18 protein-coding genes are annotated in these 21,370 nt (G+C 66.3%); 11 read left to right on the top strand and 7 right to left on the bottom strand.

Annotation, left to right across the window (positions count from 1 at the left end; all coding sequences use genetic code 11):
- Positions 1–20: 20 nt before the first annotated feature.
- Together DM480_RS16920 and DM480_RS16915 are read left to right on the top strand one after the other, a co-directional pair.
- Complete coding sequence (locus DM480_RS16920) at positions 21–614, top strand: DedA family protein (RefSeq protein WP_115381699.1); 594 nt, start codon at positions 21–23, stop codon at positions 612–614.
- Complete coding sequence (locus DM480_RS16915) at positions 602–1,309, top strand: phosphatase PAP2 family protein (RefSeq protein ID WP_115381696.1); 708 nt, start codon at positions 602–604, stop codon at positions 1,307–1,309. The genes DM480_RS16920 and DM480_RS16915 overlap by 13 nt, the downstream gene beginning before the upstream one ends.
- A 93-nt stretch (positions 1,310–1,402) precedes the next feature.
- On the opposite strand, the gene DM480_RS16910 is transcribed toward DM480_RS16915, so the two are convergent.
- From DM480_RS16910 to DM480_RS16880, 7 genes are all read right to left on the bottom strand, one after another.
- A protein-coding gene (locus tag DM480_RS16910; protein WP_115381694.1) for an IS3 family transposase occupies positions 1,403–2,574 on the bottom strand; the annotation gives its coding sequence in 2 pieces (ribosomal slippage) (positions 1,403–2,319 and positions 2,319–2,574; 1,173 coding nt in all).
- Between the two features lie 651 nt (positions 2,575–3,225).
- On the bottom strand, positions 3,226–4,659 hold the full coding sequence (tnpC, locus tag DM480_RS16905; RefSeq protein ID WP_115380751.1) for an IS66 family transposase: 1,434 nt from the start codon (positions 4,657–4,659) through the stop codon (positions 3,226–3,228).
- Positions 4,660–4,770: 111 nt separating this feature from the next.
- Entirely contained in the window at positions 4,771–5,118 is a 348-nt protein-coding gene (gene tnpB, locus DM480_RS16900) for an IS66 family insertion sequence element accessory protein TnpB (RefSeq protein ID WP_076711207.1), read from the bottom strand.
- Positions 5,115–5,492: an IS66-like element accessory protein TnpA gene (gene tnpA / locus DM480_RS16895; protein WP_056439051.1), complete on the bottom strand. Its 378-nt coding sequence runs from the start codon at positions 5,490–5,492 to the stop codon at positions 5,115–5,117. Before tnpA ends, tnpB begins: the two co-directional genes overlap by 4 nt.
- A 359-nt stretch (positions 5,493–5,851) precedes the next feature.
- Positions 5,852–8,833: a TrlF family AAA-like ATPase gene (locus DM480_RS16890; protein WP_115381692.1), complete on the bottom strand. Its 2,982-nt coding sequence runs from the start codon at positions 8,831–8,833 to the stop codon at positions 5,852–5,854.
- Positions 8,833–9,219, bottom strand: a complete 387-nt coding sequence (locus DM480_RS16885) for a type II toxin-antitoxin system VapC family toxin (protein WP_064311444.1) — start codon at positions 9,217–9,219, stop codon at positions 8,833–8,835. Before DM480_RS16885 ends, DM480_RS16890 begins: the two co-directional genes overlap by 1 nt.
- Positions 9,216–9,461 carry an AbrB/MazE/SpoVT family DNA-binding domain-containing protein gene (locus DM480_RS16880; protein WP_115381690.1) on the bottom strand — a complete coding sequence of 82 codons (246 nt, stop codon included), beginning with the start codon at positions 9,459–9,461 and terminating at the stop codon, positions 9,216–9,218. The genes DM480_RS16885 and DM480_RS16880 overlap by 4 nt, the downstream gene beginning before the upstream one ends.
- A 228-nt stretch (positions 9,462–9,689) precedes the next feature.
- Between DM480_RS16880 and DM480_RS16875 the strand changes: the two genes are divergently transcribed.
- The 9 genes from DM480_RS16875 to cobA all read left to right on the top strand — a co-directional run bounded on the left by DM480_RS16875 (position 9,690) and on the right by cobA (position 21,345).
- On the top strand, positions 9,690–10,343 hold the full coding sequence (locus DM480_RS16875; RefSeq protein ID WP_037477043.1) for a recombinase family protein: 654 nt from the start codon (positions 9,690–9,692) through the stop codon (positions 10,341–10,343).
- 51 nt (positions 10,344–10,394) lie between these two features.
- Positions 10,395–10,976, top strand: a complete 582-nt coding sequence (locus tag DM480_RS16870) for an ANTAR domain-containing response regulator (protein ID WP_018251168.1) — start codon at positions 10,395–10,397, stop codon at positions 10,974–10,976.
- Positions 10,973–12,181: a CmpA/NrtA family ABC transporter substrate-binding protein gene (locus tag DM480_RS16865; protein WP_018251169.1), complete on the top strand. Its 1,209-nt coding sequence runs from the start codon at positions 10,973–10,975 to the stop codon at positions 12,179–12,181. The genes DM480_RS16870 and DM480_RS16865 overlap by 4 nt, the downstream gene beginning before the upstream one ends.
- A 206-nt stretch (positions 12,182–12,387) precedes the next feature.
- Positions 12,388–13,629, top strand: coding sequence for a nitrate/nitrite transporter (locus tag DM480_RS16860; protein WP_018251170.1), 1,242 nt, complete (start codon positions 12,388–12,390; stop codon positions 13,627–13,629).
- A gap of 76 nt (positions 13,630–13,705) precedes the next feature.
- The gene (locus DM480_RS16855) at positions 13,706–14,911 is read left to right on the top strand and encodes a hypothetical protein (RefSeq protein ID WP_018251171.1); all 1,206 of its coding nucleotides are present in this window, start codon (positions 13,706–13,708) and stop codon (positions 14,909–14,911) included.
- A gap of 187 nt (positions 14,912–15,098) precedes the next feature.
- Entirely contained in the window at positions 15,099–17,636 is a 2,538-nt protein-coding gene (gene nirB / locus DM480_RS16850; RefSeq protein ID WP_018251172.1) for a nitrite reductase large subunit NirB, read from the top strand.
- Entirely contained in the window at positions 17,633–17,971 is a 339-nt protein-coding gene (gene nirD / locus DM480_RS16845; RefSeq protein WP_018251173.1) for a nitrite reductase small subunit NirD, read from the top strand. Before nirB ends, nirD begins: the two co-directional genes overlap by 4 nt.
- Position 17,972: 1 nt before the next feature.
- Complete coding sequence (locus DM480_RS16840; RefSeq protein WP_018251174.1) at positions 17,973–20,567, top strand: nitrate reductase; 2,595 nt, start codon at positions 17,973–17,975, stop codon at positions 20,565–20,567.
- Positions 20,560–21,345 carry a uroporphyrinogen-III C-methyltransferase gene (cobA, locus tag DM480_RS16835; protein ID WP_018251175.1) on the top strand — a complete coding sequence of 262 codons (786 nt, stop codon included), beginning with the start codon at positions 20,560–20,562 and terminating at the stop codon, positions 21,343–21,345. The genes DM480_RS16840 and cobA overlap by 8 nt, the downstream gene beginning before the upstream one ends.
- Positions 21,346–21,370: the final 25 nt, after the last annotated feature.

The raw sequence follows: 21,370 nt of genomic DNA, 5'->3' as shown, positions 1-21,370 counted from the left end.
TCGGTCTAAATTGGTGAACGATGGACAGCTGGATCCAAGACCTGATCGCGCAGCTCGGATACCTCGGTATCGCGGCTTTGATGTTTGCAGAAACGGTGTTCCCGCCACTGCCTTCCGAGGTAATCATGCCATTTGCGGGCATGGAGTCGGGTCGCGGCGTGATGGCGCTGCCGGGAGTGATCGCCGCAGGAACCGCGGGTGCGATGGCAGGAAACATCGCCTGGTATCTCGTCGCACGCGCGCTTGGCATTACGCGGTTCGACGGTTTGATCGAACGGTATGGCCGATGGCTCACTATAAGCCGGAACGACGTCGACCGCGGGCAACGCCTCTTTGCCAACGGGGGAGCGCTCTTCGTTTGCGTGGGACGTCTCGTGCCGACGATCCGCTCGATCGTATCGATCCCGGCAGGACTTCTGGCGATGCCATTCGGCCAGTTCGTTTTCTGGTCTCTCCTTGGTACCACCGCCTGGACGTCGATCTTAGCCGTCGCCGGCTCTGCCTTGGGGCAGGGCTATGGCGCGGTCGAGCGTTTCGTCGGACCGATCTCGCTTGGAATCATCGTCCTGCTCGTGGTTGCCTATGTCTGGCGGGTAGCGACATGGCGACGTTAACGATGGTGTGGGACCGTTTGCGGCGCCGGCCTGAGCTCCTGTTGATGGTCACGTTGGCCGTGGCTGCGATCGTCGGCTTCGTTGTCTGGAAACTCGGCTCCGAGATCCGGGAAGGCGAAACAAATGCCTTCGATCGTTCAGCCCTTTATTGGGTGCGAGACCATCTGGGTGGCATCGCACCCCTACGTGCCGCGATGCTTGATCTCACCGCATTGGGGGATACCGCAACCCTGACCCTCGTCGTGATGCTCACCGCCGGTTTCGCCGCCGCCAGTAGAAAAACGGCTCTGGCTGCCTTCGTTGTAGCCGAGGCAGGTGTTGGGACGTCGATCACAGCGCTCGTGAAACCCTGGTTCGGCCGGGCGCGTCCCGATGTGGTGGAGCACTGGGCGCCTTTCAGTTCCGCGAGCTTTCCAAGCGGCCATTCGGCGAATTCGGCGATCGTCTATCTATCGATCGCCCTGCTAGCCGCGCAATGGGCACCGACCCGTGGTGGCCGCGTGTTCCTTGTCGGCGCATCGATCGCATTGGTCATGGGCATTGGCTTTTCGCGCGTGTTCCTCGGTGTTCATTGGCCAACGGACGTGCTTGCAGGCTGGGCAGTGGGATCGGGTTGGGCACTCGTCTGCCTGACGATCCTCTACGTATACGGTCAGAAACGCGCTTTAAGGTCGGTCGAGGACGGGTCGCGCTAACTCATTGCTATCAAATGCAGGGCCAATCGACGGTGAGGTGGTCTCGCCTTTCTGGTTAGTTTGGCGGCTGAGCTAAGCTATACCCCAGTTGGTTTACGCCGCCATTCTGGTGAACGCCATATCCGGGGCATGCCCCGGATATGGCGTTGCCGCGATCTGCCCGTACACCTCGTCCGGCGTTCTGCCGCCGAGGCGAGAGTGAGGCCGCTGCCCGTTGTAATAGCTGATCCACTGGCCGAGCCCGGTCCGCAACTCGGAGCCGGTCTCGAACGCGTTCAGGTAGACGCACTCGTACTTCAGCGACCGCCAAAGCCCCTCGATGAAGACGTTGTCCATCCAGCGGCCACTTCCGTCCATGCTGATCCGCACCTCGGCATCGCGCAACACGTCGGTGAAGTCGGCGCTGGTGAACTGGCTGCATTGATCCGTGTTGAAGATCTCGGGCCTGCCGAAGCGCGCCAACGCTTCCTTCAAAGCCTCGACGCAGAACTCCGCGTCCATCGTGTTCGACAACCGCCAGGCGAGCACCCTCCGCGACGCCCAGTCCATGACGGCGACGAGATAGAGGAAGCCCCGCCGCATCGGCAGGTACGTAATGTCGGCGCACCAGACGTGACCCGGCCGGGTGATCTCCAGATCGCGCAGCAGGTACGGGTAGATCCGGTGCTCCGGGTGCGGATCGCTCGTCCGTGGGCGCTGGTAGATGGGCGCAAGTCCCATCTTCGTCATCAGCCGCCGCACCCGCCGACGCCCGACCGCATGGCCGAGGCGGCACAGGTGCCGCGCCATTTGACGGCTGCCATACCAGGGGTAGTCGAGGAACGAGGCGTCGATCACCGCCATCAGCGCCAGCGTCTCGGCCGTCTCCGGCGTCGGCACATAGTAAAATGACGACCGGCTGATCGACACCAGCCGGCACTGCGCCGCGATCGACAGGCTGGCATGCTCCCGCTCGATCATCTGCCGCCGTCGCGCGACACTCATCGCGCGAACCCCTTGGACAAAAAATCCCGCTCCACCACCAGTTGCCCGATCTTGGCGTGCAGCTTCTCGATCTCGGTGTCGCCCGCGGCCTTCGCCGCCTCGGTCGCACCCGAGAAGGTCGCGGCCATGCCGTCAATCGCCTGCCGCTTCCACGTCGCTATCACCGTCGGGTGAATGCCATGCTTCGTCGCCAGCTCCGCCAGCGTCAGGTCGCCCCGGATCGCCTCCAGCGCCACCTTGGCCTTGAAATCGCCCGTATACCGCTTCCGCGTCGTCTTCATTGCCGTCCATCCCTCACGTCCGGGATAGCTTAGCCTCCTGTCCAGAGAACCGGCACCACCTCAGAGTTCGCCAATCCACTCCGCCCCTTGCAGCGGTTGGTGTTCAACAAACGTCGGTAAGCGCCCAAGGCGGAGAGGCAGCTCTCGAACATCGCGCCGCTCCGCTGCTATGAGTCACCTGCAAGCGCCGCAGCGAGTCAGTTTCGATGCCACCACCACCGGAACACGCGGCCGGGTTGCTCAGCTGATCGGGAAGTCGGGCGATACGCTCGGCCGGACGAAGGGCGATCGAGGCATCCGGGCCGTGATCGCCCAGAGCCGGGCGCCGCGCAACGGCCCCACGAGAGCCTTGCGGCTCGTCCTAGGGCCGCAGCTCCGGTGGCCGTGACGAAAGCCACTCCTCGACGTCTTCTACGTCCTCGCGATGACAGAGCCTATGATAGGCACTTGGCTGCATTCGACCCGAGGGAGCACGGGCAACTCTCGACCAGCTTTTCGCGCGAGCAGGGCAGATGATGGAGTCGCGTTTAGCCTATGTGGGGAGCATAGGCACTCGAAAGCGCCATGGTGAACGGTCAAGCGCCTATGAGGCTGACAAGCAGGCGCTTTACGCCGCATGTTGCATCGTAAGCGTCCGGTGACGGCGTCACCTCAAACGGGCCGGTAGTTCCACGGCAGCAGTTCAGCGACCCGGCGGGCCGGATGGTCTGCGATGCGTCTGATGGTGTCGGCCAGCCAGGCCTCGGGGTCGACGCCGTTGAGCCTGGCGGTTTCCACCAGGCTGTAGATGCTGGCGGCGCGGTGCCCGCCCTGGTCGGAGCCCGCGAATAGCCAGTTTTTGCGCCCGACGGCGATACCGCGCAGCGAGCGCTCGGCGGCATTGTTGTCGATCTCCAGGCGACCATCGTCGGCATAGCGGGTCAGCGCCTGCCAGCGGGCGAGCGCATAGCGGATGGCGACCGCAAGGTCGGAGCGCCGGGACAGCTTCGGTCCGGTCGCGTCGAGCCACTGGCGGAAGGCATCGAGCAGCGGTCCGGCCCTGGCCTGGCGCGCGTGCCGTCGCTCGTCAGGGAGCCGGCCACGCACATCCCGTTCGACGGCATAGAGGCCGGCGATATGGTCCAGTGCCTCGCGGGCCGTGGGGGAGCCGGTTGCGGCATGGACGTCGAAGAACTTGCGCCTGACATGCGCCCAGCAGGCCACCTCTGCGATGCGGTCGCCATAGAGGCGGTCGAACCCGGCATAGCCATCGGCGTGCAGATCGCCCCGGAACCGGGCAAGATGTCCGGCGGGTCGTTCGCCCTTGCGGTCGGGCGCGTAGTGGAACAGCACGGCGGGCGGAGCCTCGCCGCCAGCCCCGCGCTCGTCGCGTACATAGGTCCACAGCCTGCCCGTCCTGGTGCGACCGGCACCAGGGGCCAGTACCGGCACCGGCGTGTCGTCGGCATGGAGGGTCGCGCCGCCCATGACGTGGCGCTCGAGCGCGTCGACCAAGGGGCCGAGGAGCGCGGCCGAGCGCCCGACCCAGTCGGCGAGCGTGGAGCGGGCAAGGTCGACGCCCTGGCGAGCATAGATGCCCGACTGGCGGTAGAGCGGCAGATGGTTGGCGTATTTGGACACCAGCACATGGGCGAGCAGCCCCGCACCGGGTCGACCGCGCTCGATGGGCATGGACGGCAACGGCGCCTGCACTATGCGCTCGCATGACCGGCAGCTGAGCCGCGGCCGGACGTGGCGCACGACCCGGAACGAGGCGGGCACATAGTCGAGCTGTTCCGTAACGTCCTCGCCCATGCGCCGCATGGCACCACCGCAGTCGGGGCAGACGCACGGTGCCTCATGCACGACCTCGGTGCGGGGCAGATGATCGGGCAGCGGCTGTCGATACGGCCTGGCGGTCTCCCGTGTCCGGGTGACCACCGGCATCGCCGCAGTGGCGGCTTCCGCCTCGCGCTCTTCCAGCCCGAGTTCCAGCTGGTCAGCCTGGTGCGTCAGCTTCTCCGACGAACGGCCGAAGGCCATGCGCCGCAGCCGCGCGACCTGCATCCGCAACTGCTCCAGCTCGGCGCCGGCAGCAATGAGCATGGCCTTCAGAAGGGCGATATCGTCGGGCAGCGAGGCGGCATCGGGCGACACGCCCGCTTATACCAGAACCCCCGTGCCGATACACGCGAAAGCCGCAGGAAACCGTACTTTTTACCAGGCCAAGGTCGGCTGCGAGGACCGGATCGGATGCCGCCAGTCCACCCCTTCGAGCAGCATCGACAGCTGCGCCGGGGTCAGCACCGCGACGCCGTCCGCGGTCGCCGGCCAGGTGAACCGGCCCCGCTCCAGACGCTTGGCATGGAGCACGAGACCCTGACCATCCCACCACAGCAGCTTGACCAGATCGCCACGCTTGCCCCGGAAGGCGTACACCGCACCGCCAAACGGATCCTGGCGCAGCCGCTGCTGTACCAGCGCGGCCAGCCCGTCGAAGCCCTTGCGCATGTCCGTGACCCCGGCCGCCAGATACACCCGGACACCGCCCGGCGGCCCGATCAAGCAAACCCCGCCAGCACGGTCTTGAGCACCCGCGCGTCGATGGGAGGTGCCAGGCGGATGCGTTGCCCGGCCGGGCCGACCACTTCCACCACACCCGGTCCGAGCGGCTCCGAATGCGGCACCATGGGCGCGCCCGCCACCTCGACCGGAATGAATGCCGGCCCCGGCAACGGCAATGCTTCGCTCGCCACCCCGTCGCGCAGCAGCGTGCGTCGCCAGCGATACACCAGCGACGTGCACACCCGGTGTCGCCGCGCCACCTCCAGCACGCTGGCACCCGGCATCATCGCCTCCGACACGATCCGCGCCTTGTCATCTTCGCTGAACCGCCGGCGCGGTTCAGGCCCAACCATCTCGATAATTCGCGTCGCCATGATGCCGCACCGGTGTCTGCCACAGTGCCGAACCTGTGGCTTGCGCATCACCTCGTCAGCAAGGTGGAGAAGACCGGACGCTTACGTTGCATCTACAATGCTCATTGTAGAGATGAGGTTCAGGACGGTCTGTCCGTGACGCGCGAATGGTTCACTAGATTGCGCGTAATAATGGGTGCCGATTGGGATCATTTCAGCGAGCTTGACGAGCTCCTTGCGGAGACGCGAAACGGCTGACCCCATCAGGCTTCAGCTGTTCCAACCAATGCTCAGCACCTTTTCGAGAACTTAAGATCGGGATGGAACGGCGGAAGGTCGACAAGCTGCAGGAAGCGCGACTTCATCGACGCCATGTTAGGTCAACGCCGGAAGCGGACGCGAAGCCGCCGTGCTCGTTCGCGGAAGGCGTGCTCGCCGCCTTCCAAGATCTCGCAGACGCGTTCTCGAATGGCCGCGTCCTCCAAGCCGCCCGCCATGTAGCTGATCTCCGGCAGGCCGCCCGCCTCACGTGGCCCGGCTTCCGCAATGATGATCTGATCTGCGTCCGTGTTGACGACGAGGTTGGCATTGTGCGTGACCATGATCACCTGGCGCTTGGCCTTGGCAGCAATGAACAGCCCGACGAGCTCGTCAAAGATGGACTTGGGATCAAGGTTCTCTTCGGGTTGGTCGATGATCAGCGGGCGATCGTCTTCCGTGTCGAGCGCGAGATAGAGCAGGAGCAGCACGATCCCGCGCGTGCCGGGGGACAGGCTCCGGATGTCGGTGCCGTCATAATCGACACTGTAGCGAACCTGGATGTGATCGGTGCTATAGAGCCACTGCGCGAACCGCTTGAGCCACGCCCGGTAGTCGACGGGGTTGCCCTTCGGCACACGCGCAGCCTCCAGCAGCTCGTCCTGGTTGTCGTCACGGAACGAGGCCATGGCCGCTGTCACCGCTGCCGCGTTGCCGGTGCGCCACGCCGACGCCAAGCCACGCTCGGCTCGCTCCGCCACGGAGCCGCGGCCCTGAAACTTCCCGGTATGGCGAAGGTCGAGCAGCTTCTCCCCAGCCGTGGCCCAGCGTTCCACATCGACCGACCGGCGCACGCTAAATGACAGTTTGCCGAGTGTGCCTTTCTCGGCCTCCAGCCTCTGCCGGATTGGTGCATATAGATCCCGCAGGACTTGCTCTTCGGCGAGGATGAAGTCGAAGACCCGCGCATAGCCGCTTTCCCGATCTTGCAGCAGCGGTGGGATACGATCCTTGGCGGCCTGATAGTCCGCCAGGCGATCAGACAGCTTGCCGAGCTCGATGTTCTCGGCCGCGATCTTCTGTGTCAGGGCGGTGAAGCGCTTTTGGGTGTCGGTGTCGAGCGCCACCAGCTTTGTGAGCCGTGCGACTTCGGCGTCGAGCAAGGCTTGCGTCTGCTTCGACAGGTCGGCGTCGGCGGCGATTAACGGGACGGTCATGTCCGCGGGTACGGCCACCGGCTTTCCACGCCAGCCCGCGGCGCCGGAACGGGCGCTCGCCACCTCGGCCGTGATGAGAGCATCGACGTCGCCCTCATAGTCCAGCAGGAATGGTGCCCAATCCGGCCCCTTGATCCGACTGGCCTTATGACGCTCCTTCGTGGCGCGCAGCGTGGCCGGTGCGCGGTTGGTCCGCAGGTCGGCCACTTCGTCGCGCAGGACGAGCAGCGCCGCCTCGCGGTTGGTGAACCACCGCACATTGCCTGCCGCCTTCTCCGCAGCCGTTGCGACTTCCGCCAGACGCTCGGCTCTTTCTTCCGTCCCCTTCGACACGAGCCGCGCACGATCGGCGGTGTACCGGGCGACCGTCTGGCGTTTGTCCTCGACCTGCTTGGCCAAGGCAGCCACGCCTTTGGTCTTCTCGATCTCGCTGCCGATGCGGTCGGACAGCGAGATCAGCGCCTCTTCCTCACGTTCTCGTGCGAGACGGTGGCGGCTGACCCGGGCTTCCAGGAGATCCTGGAAATCTACTGCGCCATCACGGCTGGTCGCGTCGTGGGCATCGAACACGACACGCTCGACCTCGGCGAGCAAAGCGTCGGTCATGCCGTCGGCCGAGCACAGGCCGTCGACAAATTGCTGGGACAGGTAACGGGCTTTCGGATAATCCGAGGCGTCGGGATCATAGCTGCCGTCGAGTGGCCGCGTGTCGGTCGTGCCGTCACCCCAGGTCAGGCGGACGCTGTTGCCGGCGAGCAGCTCGGAAGCGCGCGCCAGGAACGACATGGCATTGGGTGGATCCTCGGTTGCGTCGCACCCGTGCGCGATCGCGTCCGCGAGTGCGGTCTTTCCGGAGCCACGCGCACCGATGATGGCGACAAGTCCGGGGTTTAGCGGGATTCGGGGCGTCACCGCCCATGGCGCATCGACCAGATCGACGGTCGACAATACTTGAGAAAAGCTTGCGGTCGCAGGCGGTGCGTCCCCGATCCACGCCCGGCCGGCTGGCTCGATCTGCGCCTGGCGCACGGCGTCGAAGTGTGGTGCTCCCTTTATCCACGAGTAGCGGTTGAGGTCGGGAGCCGCCACCTTCTCCAGGCTGTGCGCGTCGCTGCCGTGGAGGCAGGGCTTCAGCGCGCCGTAGCGGCCGATAATGTCCGCGGTCGACGACTTGTAACCCAGCCAATAGTCCCGCTGCGACGGTGTGCTTGCGAAGATGATGTGCGCAAACGCCTCGATCTCCTGGCGAAGCGTCCGATCGGCTGCGTCGCGCACGCCCGAAGCGCCATCGGTGCTGCCGCCGGCGACCGCGATCAGCACGTTCTCCTGCGCCCAGTCGCTGTTCGCATAGGCGTCGCGCAGCTGGTCGAGCGAGACCTTGAATTGCCGTGACCCTTCTGAGAGCGCCGTTACCGTGTCCCGGATCTCGGGGTCGCTGCGGCGTCCCAGCGCCGCCAGCTCCTCAGGCGTGCAGGCGAACGTCTCGCCATGGGCACGGAAGGTCAGGCGGGTGAGCAGGCGTTTGATCTGGCTGACATGATCGTAGGTTTCAGGGCTGACCAGAAGATGCACATTGACGAAGGCGTTCCGGACCGTGCCGATCCCAAGGCGCATCTCGATGTTCGGAAACAGCAGGGCGCAGTCAGGAAGCCGCCCGGCGCTCTTATCCGCGCGGAGGCGTTCATAGCAGTCCAGGCTGTAATAGTCGGTCACGCCGATCGCGCGCAGCGTTGGCTGCGCCTGCTCGAGTCGACCGAGATAGTCGTCCCATGAGGTGGCGCCGCCGAACTGGTCGTTCAGCTTGGTGCCGGGCGCGTGAACGTGCGGGTCCCAGCGATGCCATTGCGCGCCGATCGTCAATGACGCGCCTGCGTTGGGATCAGGCATCACCGGATCGCCACGACCTTGACGCCGGCAGCGTCGGCGACCTTCTTCCAGTCGAGATCGCTGGTCCAGGCGGGCAGACCGTCGCGCTGCGCCAACGCGAGACAGACCCGGTCGCCCAGGCTCAGCCCCGCTTCGGCTGTGACGGCACGAAGCCGGCCGGCAAGCTGAGCGAGACTCTTATCGACCGGCACCACACTCATCGGCAACGGATCGAGCATTGCGTCGACCTCGCGGGCAGGCATGCCGGCATGGATAAAGTGGCTGACAACCTCGGCATAGTTCACGCTGCTCACCCGCGCGTCGGCGATGGCACCGGCCACCTTCGCCGCGCCGCGCTCGCCTTTGAGCATGGCGATGAGGGCAGACGCATCGAAGACGACGCTCATTCGCCGCTTTCGTCGCGTCGGCGGGCAAGGAAGGCGTCGACCGACGCCTCGGGGTTGCCGCCGGTGAATTGTTTGGCGAGCGCCTGAGCGCGCGCCACGGCCTGTGCTGCAGTGCGGAGCACAATCCCGTCGTCCGTCTCGTCGACATATACCGCGCCGCCTTGAGCAAGCCCTAAGCGTTTTCGGATGTCAGCCGGAAGGCTCATGCGACCACTGGCCGTCACTGTGACCTGTAATGTCATCGCAAACCCTCTTTGCCTTGTTGTGGCGGACGGGTTCTAGTGTGGCGTGTTCTGCCCGATGAGGCAAGAGCCCCGCCTTAAGCCAAGACGGCCTTTGTCCGATAAACTGCCTTATCGGATACAGGCCATTTAGACTCCGCTCGTTTGGCTGGGCTCCGCAGCATCGGTCATTGCGATTCCGAGCCGGTTGCCGCAGTGATGGCTCACAAAGGTATAGGTAGATTGGCCATGAAGAACGACAGCACACTTCCACTAGTACGCGCTGCACGGGTGTACCTACGAGTCAGCACCGACGAGCAGGACCTGTCCCGGCAGGAAGCGATTGTCGCCGGCGCACGCGCGGCAGGCTATTACGTCGCGGCGGTGTATCGCGAGAAAGCGTCGGGCGCGCGGTCGGACCGGCCAGAGCTGCTGCGCATGGTCGCCGATCTGCAGTCAGGTGAGGTGGTGGTGGCCGAGAAGATCGACCGGATCAGCCGCCTGCCTCTGCCTGAAGCCGAACTGTTGGTGGCGACGATCCGAGCCAAAGGCGCGCGGCTCGCCGTGCCGGGCATTGTCGACTTGTCCGACCTGGTTGCCGACAGCGCCGGTGTCGCGCGCATCGTGCTCGAGGCGGTGCAGGACATGCTGCTGCGCGTTGCACTGCAGACCGCGCGTGACGATTACGAGACGCGGCGCGAGCGCCAGCGTGAGGGGATCGAGATCGCCAAACGGGCAGGTCGGTACAATGGCCGAAAGCCGGACACGGCGCTGCACAAACGTATTGTGGGGCTACGCGAAGCGGGGATGAGCATTGCGCGCACCGCCGATTTGGCGGGGTGCAGCATCGCTCAGGTGAAGCGTGTGACGGCGCTGCATCGGGCTACAACGCAGACGGATTGACGCAGTGCAGCATGACCGTCAGTCTGATAGGATTGAAAGGAACAGCATAGCTTGCGGATCGTCATCGTCGATGACAGCGGATTGCGCGCGACCGTCCTCGAGGAGGGTCTACGCGAGGCGGGCTATGACGACATCCACCTCGTCCCGCCGCGGGGAGCGTTCGTGGCGAGGATCGAGCGGATGGCGCCGGACGTGGTGCTGATCGATCTGGGCAACCCGAGCCGCGATACGCTGGAAGAGATGCTGACCGTCAGTCGGGCCCTGGCCAAGCCGATCGCGATGTTCGTCGACCAATCGGACGATACGATGATCGAGGCCGCGATCGATGCGGGCATCTCCGCCTATGTCGTCGACGGGCTGCGCAAGGAGCGGGTCAAGCCGATCATAAATCTCGCTGTACGCCGCTTCAACGCATTCGCGCGGATGCAGACCGAGCTGAACGAGGCCAGGACGGAGCTGGCGGATCGCAAGATCATCGATCGGGCCAAGGCGATCCTGATCGCGACACGCGGATTATCGGAGCCGGACGCCTATGCGGCGCTCAGGAAGGCGGCGATGAACCAGAACAAGAAGATCGTCGATGTCGCATCGGCGTTGATCACCGCAAGCGACCTGCTCGGAGGCGGCGTATGACGCCGGTTTTGATCGCCTTTCTGCAGCTCACCGACGCTGCGCCGCTGATCGTGGCACGCGAATACGGCTTCGCGGAAGCCGAGGGTATCGATCTCACGCTTGTCCGCACGACGAGCTGGGCGACGCTTCGGGATCGGCTTGTCTACGGTCAGGTCCAGGCGGCGCAGATGCTGGCGCCGCTCGCCATCGCCGTGACGCTGGGGCTCAGCCAGCAGCCTGCCGCGCTTGCAGCGCCCTGCAAGCTGAACGTCAACGGGAACATGGTGGTGATGTCGGGCGACTTCGCCGCGGCGCTCGCACCCGACCTCGGGCAGAGGCTCGACGATCCGCTTGGCACCGCGCACGATTTTGCCGCGGCAATCGGGCTGTTCCGACGCAAGCCGGTGATCGGCGTCGTCCATCGCTTCTCAAGCCATGCACTGATGCTGCGGTATTGGCTGGCGAGCGCCGGGATCGATCCCGATCGCGACGTGGTGCTGCGCGTCCTGCCGCCGTCGCTGATGGTCGAGGCGACGCGTGCCGGCGAGATCGACGGCTTCATCGCCGGCGAGCCGTGGGGCAGCGTGGCGGTGAAGGGCGGCCTTGCCGAAGCGGTGGCGATCGGTGAGCGGATCTGGCGGCGTGGAATCGAGAAGGTGCTGACGTTCCGGCAGGATTGGCTGGAGGAGAATGGCGACACGGTCGATCGGCTGGTGCGCGCCGTGGCGGCTGCGGCGGCGTGGTGTGACGCTCCCGACAACCATGCCGCTCTGGCCGCCCTCTTGGCCCGGCCGGACTATGTCGATCAGCCGAGCGACGTGGTCGAGCGCGCCATAGCTGGAACGATGATGCCCCGAGTCGGTGAAGCGTCGCTTCGATTTCCGGACTTCATGCTGTTCTCGCGGGAAGCGACCGGCTTTCCGTGGCGCAGCCAGGCGTTATGGATCTATTCGCAGCTGGTCCGCTGGGGAATGATCGAGCGAACGGACGCCGGCGAGGCCGCCGCAGGCAGGGTTTTCCGCCCCGACGTTTACCGCCGTGCCCTGGCCGGTAGTGACACGCCCATGCCGGGTGCCAGCATGAAGGTGGAAGGTGCGCTGGGCGCGCCACTGCCGGTGGGGTCCTCTCGAGGTGCGCTCACGTTAGGTCCCGACCGCTTTTTCGACGGACGGGTGTTCGATCCCGATCGGATCGAGGATTATCTGGCGGGTTTCAGCACCCCCTGATCTTTGCCGTTGCAAGATGAATCGTTTCGCGCGATGATCGATCGCCACGCGCAACGATGCGCGCGCGATTGGACGGCGTGTCCCAGGGCCGGGACGCAGGGCCGTTCTTCCTGATGAAGCAGCAGAGCCGCTGACAGGGTGCCGCCTACGCGCGTCCCCGTCATGCGGCTTTTTTCATGTCCATCCCAGATCGGGGGATCACCATCATGGCAACGGCATATCTGGACGGCGCATCGCCTGCCGTCCCCGCGAACGAGAAGAGCTTCTGGCGCGCAGGTCACAAGCCGACGTTGATCGCCGCCTTCCTCTACTTCGACCTCGCGTTCATGGTCTGGGTAGTGCTCGGACCGTTGGCGCCCGAGATCAGCAAGGCACTCGCCCTTACGCCGGCCGAGAAGGGTTTGATGGTGGCGACGCCGACGCTCGCCGGGGCCGTTCTGCGCGTCGTCAACGGTCTGCTGGTCGACCGGATCGGGCCGAAACGTTCGGGTGCGATCAGCCAACTGATCGTGATCGGCGGGCTGCTCTCGGCCTATCTGCTGGGCGTCGACAGCTTCGCCGGCACGCTGGCGCTCGGCGTCATCCTGGGCTTCGCCGGCGCCAGCTTCGCGATCGCGCTGCCGCTCGCGAGCCGCTGGTACCCACCCGAGCATCAGGGCAAGGCAATGGGGCTTGCGGGCATGGGCAATTCGGGCACGGTGTTCGCCGCGCTCTTCGCGCCTACCCTCGCCAAGCTGTTCGGCTGGAATGCCGTGCTCGGTCTCGCCTGCCTGCCGCTCGGGCTGGTGTTCGTCGCCTACATGGCGATGGCGAAGGACGCGCCCAATCCGCCCGCGCCCAAGCGGATGGTGGACTATTTCACGCCGCTCAAGACCGCCGACGCCTGGTGGCTGATGGCGTTCTACTCGGTGACCTTCGGCGGTTTCGTCGGGCTCGCCGCCAGCCTGCCGATCTACTTCACCGATCGCTTCGGCCTGACGCCGGTGATGGCCGGCTATTGCACCGCGGCCTGCGTTTTCGCCGGCTCGCTGGTTCGGCCGATGGGGGGCGCGCTTGCCGATGCGGTCGGCGGGGTCAAGGCGCTCTCGGTCGTGTTCGTGGTCGCGGCAATCGCGCTGGCGTTCGTCGGATACATGCCGAGCGTCCGCTCCGCGCTGGCGATCTTCGTCGTGGCGATGCTGGCGCTGGGCGCCGGCAACGGCGCGGTGTTCCAGCTCGTGCCGCAACGCTTCCAAGCGGAGATCGGGGTGATGACGGGGCTGGTCGGCATGGCCGGAGGCATCGGCGGCTTCTATCTCGCCTCGTCGCTCGGCTTCGCCAAGCAGCTCACCGGCAGCTTTTCCCCAGGCTTCCTGATCTTCGCCGGGCTGGCGCTGCTCGCGCTCGCCGGACTCACGGCGGTCAAACGCGGCTGGCGATCCCGCTGGGGCAAAGCTGCCCGCATCTGACGCACGCGGCCGAGGGCGGGCGCACGGACGCCTGCCCCGGCCTGGTCGGAGAGGGTCCATCCCGAGGGGGGATCACATGAGAACGCTATTTGCGACGACGGCTGCGCTGGCCGTCGCTGGGCCGGCCTGCGCCCAGGACATCAAGCTCACGCCGTTAATCGACGGCCGCGTCCGCTACGAGCATGTCGATCAGGACGGAATTGCGCGCGACGCCGACGCGCTCACCGTTCGCGTGCGAGGTGGCGTGCAGGCGACGAGCGGCCCGTGGAGCACGCTGATCGAGGCGCAGGGCACGCTGGCGGCGATCGACGACTATTATGATGGCGTCCAGGGCGCCGCCACCCGCCCGCTGGTCGCGGATCCGGAGAACGTCGCGCTCTACCGGGCGCAACTCCAGTATCGGACGAAGGCGTTGGCGGTCACCGCCGGGAGGCAGCGCATCGTGCTCGACGACGAACGTTTCGTCGGCAATGTGGCCTTCCGCGACAATGGCCAGACGTTCGACGCGGTGCGCGCCGAGGTGACGGCCATTCCCAAGCTGAAGCTCGACGTCACTTATGCGTGGGGCGTCCGGACGATCTGGGGCATCAACGGCACGGGCGCGCGGCAGCAGGCGGTGAGTGGCGACAACGTCTTCGCCAACCTCTCCTATGCGACACCGATCGGCAATCTGGTCGGTTTCGCGTATCTGGTCGACCAGGACGAGGCGGCGGTGCAGGGGTTTCGCCTGTCGAGCCAGACATACGGTGCAAGGCTTGCAGGCGCGCGCGTGCTGTCGAAAGCTATGAAGCTCGCCTACCAGCTCAGCTACGCCCGCCAGAGCGACTGGCACCGCAATCCCAATCGCTACGGCGCGGACTATTATCTCGCGGATGCGACGCTGGGGATGGGCGGCTGGTCGCTGAATGGCGGCTATGAAGTGCTCGGCGCTGACCGGGGAATGGTCTTCACAAGCTTCCAGACGCCGCTCGGCACCAATTTCAAGTTCCAGGGCTGGGCCGACAAGTTCCTGACCACGCCGCCGAACGGCGTGCGCGATCTCTATGCGGGTGGCGGCTATGGCTGGAAGAAGGCGCTCGGCGCCGATACGATCGCGCTCTCGGGCACATGGCACCGTTTCCGCAGCGGTCGGCTCGGTCAAGCGTACGGCAAGGAAATCGATCTGATCGCCGGTGCCAAGGTCGGACGCACCACCGTTTCGGCACGCTATGCGCGGTACCGCGCGGACGCCTTCGCCACCGATACGGAAAAGGCCTGGGTGCAAATCGACTGGACCTACTGACGAGACGGCTTGAGCAGGCCTGCAATTTGCGGTAATGCTGCGCTGCAGGAGGCATCGCTGCCTCAACAAGATAGCCGGGACGGTCCAAGGACGGATCGCGACGGTTAAAACAGATGGCAAGGCCGCCATCCGGGCTCCGCAACGTCGGGGTCGGGATGGCGGCCTTTTTCGTTTTGGAGCACGACGGATGGACTTTCACGACCATCGCGAACCCGAACGGGACGACGCACCCGCACCGGTCACGGCAGTGGATCGCCCGCCCCGGCATCTGGTGGTGATCGGCAACGGCATGGCGGGCTGCCGGGCCGTCGAGGAGCTGATCGCGCGCGACGCCGACCGCTACCGGGTGACGATCTTCGGCGCGGAGCCGCACGTCAATTACAACCGGATCATGCTGTCGCCGGTGCTGGCGGGCGAGAAGACCTTCGAGGAGATCGTCATCAATGGTCACGACTGGTATGCCGACAATGGCATCGAGCTGATCGCCAGCGACCCCGTCGTTGCGATCGACCGGTCGAACAGGACGGTGACCGCGCGTTCGGGCCGCCAAGTCGGCTACGACAAGCTGCTGATCGCCACCGGCTCCGATCCCTTCATCATTCCGGTGCCCGGCAAGGATCTGCCCGGCGTCATCTCCTTCCGCGACATGAAGGACGTCGACCACATGCTGGCCGCCGCCGAAGACGGCAAGGCGGCGGGCGGCGGCCAGGCGGTGGTGATCGGCGGCGGGCTGCTCGGGCTGGAGGCGGCGCACGGGCTGACGCTGCGCGGCATGAAGGTCACGGTGCTGCATATCATGCCGATCCTGATGGAACGCCAGCTCGACGAGGCGGCGGGCTGGTTGCTGAAAACCGAGCTGGAGCGCCGCGGCCAGACCGTATTGACGGGGGCCGACACCGCCGAGATCTATGGCGACGGCAAGGTGGAGGGCGTGCGGCTGAAGGACGGGCGCGAGATCCCGGCCAGCCTCGTGGTCATGGCGGTCGGCATCCGCCCGTCGATCGCGCTGGCCCGCGACGCCGGACTGGACGTCGGCCGCGGCATCAGGGTGGACGATCACATGGTGACGTCCGACCCCGACGTGCTCGCGGTCGGCGAGTGCGTGGAGCATAACGGCACGGTCTACGGTCTCGTGGCGCCGCTCTGGGACATGTGCCGCAGCCTGGCGGACGGGCTGGTCGAGCGGCACAGCGGCTATCGCGGATCGGTCACCTCGACCAAGCTCAAGGTGTCGGGGATCGACGTGTTCTCGGCGGGCGACTTCTCGGGCGGCGACGGGGCGGAGGATATCGTGCTGCGCGACGCCTCGCGCGGCATCTACAAGCGTGTCGTCGTCAAGGACGACCGGATCGCGGGCTGCGTGCTGTACGGCGACACCGCCGACGGCAACTGGTATTTCGACCTCCTGAAGAAGCGGGAGGACGTGGGCGCGATCCGCGACCTGCTGATCTTCGGCCAGGCCTTTGCCTCCGGAGGTGGGCAGGCGGACCCTAAGGCGGCCGTTGCGGCGCTCTCGGACGATGCCGAGATCTGCGGCTGCAACGGCGTTTCCAAGGCAAAGGTCTGCCAGGCCATCGTCGACGGTGCGGCCAGCCTCGACGCGATACGCGCCACCTGCAAGGCGTCAGCGAGTTGCGGGTCCTGCACCGGGCTGGTCGAGCAACTGCTGTCGATCACGCTCGGCAGCGATTACGGCGGCGAACGGTCGGTCAAGACGCTGTGCAAGTGCACCAGTTTCGGCCACGACGATGTGCGGCGCGAGATCGTCGCGCAGAACATGCGCTCGATTCCCGACGTCATGCAGAAGCTGCACTGGTCGACGCCGGACGGCTGTTCGGCCTGCCGCCCCGCGCTCAATTACTATCTGCTCTGCGCGCTGCCCGGCGAATATGTCGATGACCAGCAGAGCCGCTTCGTCAACGAGCGCATGCACGCCAACATCCAGAAGGACGGCACCTATTCCGTGGTCCCAAGGATGTGGGGAGGCCTCACCAACCCGCGCGAGCTGCGCGCCATCGCCGACGTGGTCGACAAGTTCAACGCGCCGATGGTCAAAGTGACCGGTGGCCAGCGGCTCGACATCTTCGGCATCCGCAAGGAGGACCTGCCCGCGGTCTGGGCGGACCTCAACGCCGCCGGCATGGTGTCGGGCCACGCCTACGGCAAGTCGCTGCGCACGGTGAAGACCTGCGTCGGGTCCGAATGGTGCCGGTTTGGCACGCAGGATTCGACCGGGCTGGGCGTGAAGATCGAGCGGATGACGTGGGGATCGTGGATGCCCCACAAGTTCAAGATCGCCGTGTCGGGCTGCCCGCGCAACTGCGCCGAGGCGACGATCAAGGATTTCGGCGTCGTCTGCGTCGACAGCGGTTATGAGCTCCACGTCGGCGGCAACGGCGGCATCAAGGTGCGCGCGACCGACCTTCTCTGCAAGGTCGCGACCGAGGAGGAGGCGATGGATTACTGCGCCGCCTTCATCCAGCTCTACCGCGAGGAGGCGCGCTACCTTGAGCGGACCGCGCCGTGGATCGAGCGCGTCGGCCTCGATCACATCACGTCGCGCCTGCTCGACGATCCCGACGCCGTCCCGGCCTATGCCGAGCGGTTCCGCTTCTCGCAGCGCTTCACGCAGAATGATCCCTGGGCGAAGCGGGTCGCCGGCGAGGACCGCGAGCAGCACGCGCCAATGGCGTCTTTTAAGCCGCAGGTGGAGGAACCGGCATGAGCGGCGATTGGCTCGACATCGGACGGGTCGATGAAATCCCCGTCCGCGGCGCGCGAACGGTGACGATCCCCGGCGACGAGGAGATCGCCGTGTTCCGTACCGGCGACGGCCGGGTGTTCGCGCTCCTCAACCGCTGCCCGCACAAGGGAGGGCGACTGAGCCAGGGGATCGTGCATGGGCACACGGTGGCCTGCCCGCTCCACAACTGGAACATCGCGCTGGCGACCGGCGAGGCGCAGGGGGCGGACAGCGGCTGCACGCCCGTCATTCCGGTGAAAGTTAGCGGCAACCGTGTACTGATCTGCCGCGCGTCGGCACTCAAGGCTGCGGCCTGACGTGAGCGATCCTGTCCGCACCACCTGCGCCTATTGCGGCGTCGGCTGCGGGATCGCCGCCTCCCGAACGGGCGAGCGCACGGTCACGATCGCGGGCGATCCGGCACATCCGGCCAATGCCGGTCGGCTCTGCTCCAAGGGCACGCACCTCGGCGAGACGGTCGGCCTCGAAGGTCGCCTCCTTCACCCGATGGTCGGTGAACGCCGCGCCTCCTGGGACAAGGCGCTGGACCTCGTCGCCGGTCGCTTCCGCGATGCGATCGAGCGTCACGGGCCGGACAGCGTCGCCTTCTACGTTTCGGGTCAGCTCCTCACCGAAGATTACTACGTCGCGAACAAGCTGATGAAGGGATTCATCGGCTCGGCCAACATCGACACAAACTCCCGGCTGTGCATGTCGAGCGCGGTGGCCGGGTACGTCCGTGCCTTCGGCGAGGATGTCGTGCCCGCGAGCTACGACGATCTCGATGCTGCCGACCTGATCGTGCTGGTCGGATCGAACACGGCCTGGTGCCACCCCGTCGTCTATCAGCGGATCGTGGCAGCCCGCGCCACGCGCGGCACCAGAATCGTCGTCATCGATCCGCGCAGGACCGAAACCTGCGAGGACGCCGACCTGCACCTGCCGGTCCGGCCGGGCACCGATGTCCAGCTGATGAACGGGCTGCTCGCCTGGTGCCGCGAAGCCGGCGTCGTCGACGAGGCGTATCTCTCGGCGCATGTGGCGGTCCCCGACGACTTCTGGGCTGCGCTGGGGGAGGGAAACGACCTCTGGTCGACCGCGCGCACCTGCGACGTGCCGCCGGCCGATCTCCGCCGCTTCTACGAGCTTTTCGCTGCCACGCCGCGCACCGTCACGCTGTTCAGTCAGGGGATCAACCAGTCGATCCGCGGGACAGACCAGGTCAACGCGATCGTCAACGTCCATCTGGCCACCGGCAGGATCGGCAAGCCGGGCGCGGCACCGTTCTCGATCACCGGCCAGCCCAACGCGATGGGCGGTCGCGAAGTGGGCGGGCTCGCCTCGACGCTCGCCGCTCACATGGATTTCGCACCCGAGAACGTCGCTCGCGTCGGTCGCTTCTGGGCGGCGGCGCGGATGGCGACCCGGCCCGGGCTGAAGGCGGTCGATCTGTTCCGCGCGGTCGGCGAGGGGCGGATCAAGGCGTTGTGGATCATGGCCACCAATCCGGCGGTATCGCTGCCCGACGCGGGTGCGGTGCGCGAGGCGCTGGCCGCGTGTCCCTTTGTCGTCGTCTCGGACGTGATGGAGACCACTGATACGTCAGTCCACGCCCATGTCCGCCTGCCGGCCGCGGCATGGGGCGAGAAGGACGGCACCGTCACCAACTCGGACCGTACCGTCTCACGCCAGCGCGGGCTGCTGCCGCTGCCGGGCGAAGCGAAGCCTGACTGGTGGATCGTCTCGCAGATCGCGCAGCGCATGGGCTGGGTCGGCGAGTTCGCCTACGGCCGCCCGGCCGACATCTGGCGCGAGCATGCCCGGCTCACCGCCTATCAGAACGAGGGCGCGCGCGTGCTGAACCTGAAGCCGCACACCGCCATCGGCAACGCCGCCTATGATGCGATGGAGCCGTTCCGCTGGGGAGGAAAACCGTTTGCCGACGGGCGTTTTCCGACGCCGGATGGACGGGCTAGGCTGGTCGCGGTCAAGCAAGCGCCGGTCGCGGCACCGCTCGTCTCCTGGCCGATGACGCTCAATACCGGTCGCTATCGTGACCAGTGGCACACCATGACGCGTACCGGACTCAGTCCCAAGCTCGCCCGTCATCGCGAGGAACCGCTGGTGGAGGTTCATCCCGCGGATGCGACGGCGCTCGGCCTCGCCGATCACGGTCTCGCCCGTGTTTCGACGCCGCAAGGGAACAGCCTGTTCCGGGTGGCGGCCGCCGATACCCAGCGCCAGGGCGAACTGTTCACGCCTATCCACTGGACCGACCAGCAGGCGACCGGCGGCCGCACCGGGCTGCTCCCGCGTCCGCTGACCGACCCGCATTCAGGCCAGCCCGGGTTTAAGGCGACGCCGGCGCGGATTGAGCCGGTCGCGACCGAATGGCGCGGTTTTCTGATCGTGCATGGTGACATCGAAGCGCCGAAATGCCTGTGGGCGACAAAGGTCCGCGTGCCCGGCGGTTTGTTGTGGGAGGTGGCCGGCAACGGCGATGCCGCGCGCCTCGAACGCGCGTTGCCCAAGGGCGAGCGGATCGAGGCGATCGATCACGCGCGCGGCACGCGCCGTGTCGCGATCCTGCGCAACGGCAGGCTGGCCACAATCCTATTCACGACGCGCTCGGGCGACCTTCCGCCGCGCGATTGGCTGATCGCCCAGCTGGACATGAGCCACGGCCCCGCGGTCCTCGCCGGTCGCGCGCCGGGCCTGCAGGCTGACCGTGGGGCTGTCGTTTGCGTCTGCTTCGATGTCGGCATGAAGACGATCGTCGCCGCCATCGCGGAACAGGGCCTTGTCGACGTGGCCGCCGTCGGCGCTGCGCTCGGGGCGGGAATGAATTGCGGATCCTGCCGCCCGGCGCTCGCGCGGTTGATCGCGCAATCGAGGAAAACTGCCAATGGATGATCTCTTTCCACGCGGCATGGTCTGGCTCGTCGGCGCTGGCCCCGGCGACCCGGACCTCCTCACCCGCAAGGCGGAGCGGCTGATGAGCCAGGCAGACATCGTCTTCTACGATGCGTTGGTGGGCTCCGGGATCCTAGCGATCGCGGCACAGGCGGAGCTGGTCAGCGTCGGCAAGCGGGCCGGGCGCCACTCCAGGGATCAGGCCAGCATCGACGAGCTCATTGTCCACGCCGCGCACGACGGCCGGCGCGTCGTCCGTCTCAAGGGCGGCGATCCGTCGATCTTCGGCCGGTCTACCGAGGAAATCGAAGCGTGCGCTGCCCATGGCATACCGGTAAGGATCTGCCCGGGCATCACCGCCGCAAGCGCCGCCGCGGCAAGCGGCATTGCCTCGCTCACTCTGCGTGGGCTCGCGCGCAAGCTGACCTTTCTCACCGCCCATGCCCGTGCCGGTGAACGGCTGGAGCACGATTGGGCAGCTCTCGCTACCGGCGACGCAACGATTGCCGTTTACATGGGGCGCGTCGCCGCACCGGAGATCGCGCACGCCCTTATCGCGGCCGGACGCGCGCCCGAAACTCCCGTGATGATCGCGGTCGACGTGTCGTTGCCGACCGAGCGACTGATCCACGGCACGCTCGCTGCCCTGCCGTTCCTGGTCCGCACGATCGCCGATGACGATCCGACGCTGCTGCTGATCGGTGAGGCTGCGCGACCATTGCTGGCCGCTTCGTACAGACATCATCATCCCGAAGATTTGGCAGCGGCTCACCGTTAGACGCATCAGTAGCAATGTCCCGCAT

Source organism: Sphingomonas sp. FARSPH (assembly GCF_003355005.1).
GTDB lineage: Bacteria > Pseudomonadota > Alphaproteobacteria > Sphingomonadales > Sphingomonadaceae > Sphingomonas.
This window is presented reverse-complemented; position numbering and strand designations above follow the sequence as displayed.

Excerpts from the sequence above, each read along its gene's own strand:
- DM480_RS16920 (WP_115381699.1), top strand. The coding sequence starts at position 21 with ATGGACAGCTGGATCCAAGACCTGATCGCGCAGCTCGGATACCTCGGT.
- DM480_RS16915 (WP_115381696.1), top strand. The coding sequence starts at position 602 with ATGGCGACGTTAACGATGGTGTGGGACCGTTTGCGGCGCCGGCCTGAG.
- tnpC (WP_115380751.1), bottom strand. The coding sequence starts at position 4,659 with ATGCTCATTGCTGCCGGCGCCGAGCTGGAGCAGTTGCGGATGCAGGTC.
- tnpA (WP_056439051.1), bottom strand. The coding sequence starts at position 5,492 with ATGGCGACGCGAATTATCGAGATGGTTGGGCCTGAACCGCGCCGGCGG.
- DM480_RS16890 (WP_115381692.1), bottom strand. The coding sequence starts at position 8,833 with ATGCCTGATCCCAACGCAGGCGCGTCATTGACGATCGGCGCGCAATGG.
- DM480_RS16885 (WP_064311444.1), bottom strand. The coding sequence starts at position 9,219 with ATGAGCGTCGTCTTCGATGCGTCTGCCCTCATCGCCATGCTCAAAGGC.
- DM480_RS16880 (WP_115381690.1), bottom strand. The coding sequence starts at position 9,461 with ATGACATTACAGGTCACAGTGACGGCCAGTGGTCGCATGAGCCTTCCG.
- DM480_RS16875 (WP_037477043.1), top strand. The coding sequence starts at position 9,690 with ATGAAGAACGACAGCACACTTCCACTAGTACGCGCTGCACGGGTGTAC.
- DM480_RS16865 (WP_018251169.1), top strand. The coding sequence starts at position 10,973 with ATGACGCCGGTTTTGATCGCCTTTCTGCAGCTCACCGACGCTGCGCCG.
- DM480_RS16860 (WP_018251170.1), top strand. The coding sequence starts at position 12,388 with ATGGCAACGGCATATCTGGACGGCGCATCGCCTGCCGTCCCCGCGAAC.
- DM480_RS16855 (WP_018251171.1), top strand. The coding sequence starts at position 13,706 with ATGAGAACGCTATTTGCGACGACGGCTGCGCTGGCCGTCGCTGGGCCG.
- nirB (WP_018251172.1), top strand. The coding sequence starts at position 15,099 with ATGGACTTTCACGACCATCGCGAACCCGAACGGGACGACGCACCCGCA.
- nirD (WP_018251173.1), top strand. The coding sequence starts at position 17,633 with ATGAGCGGCGATTGGCTCGACATCGGACGGGTCGATGAAATCCCCGTC.
- cobA (WP_018251175.1), top strand. The coding sequence starts at position 20,560 with ATGGATGATCTCTTTCCACGCGGCATGGTCTGGCTCGTCGGCGCTGGC.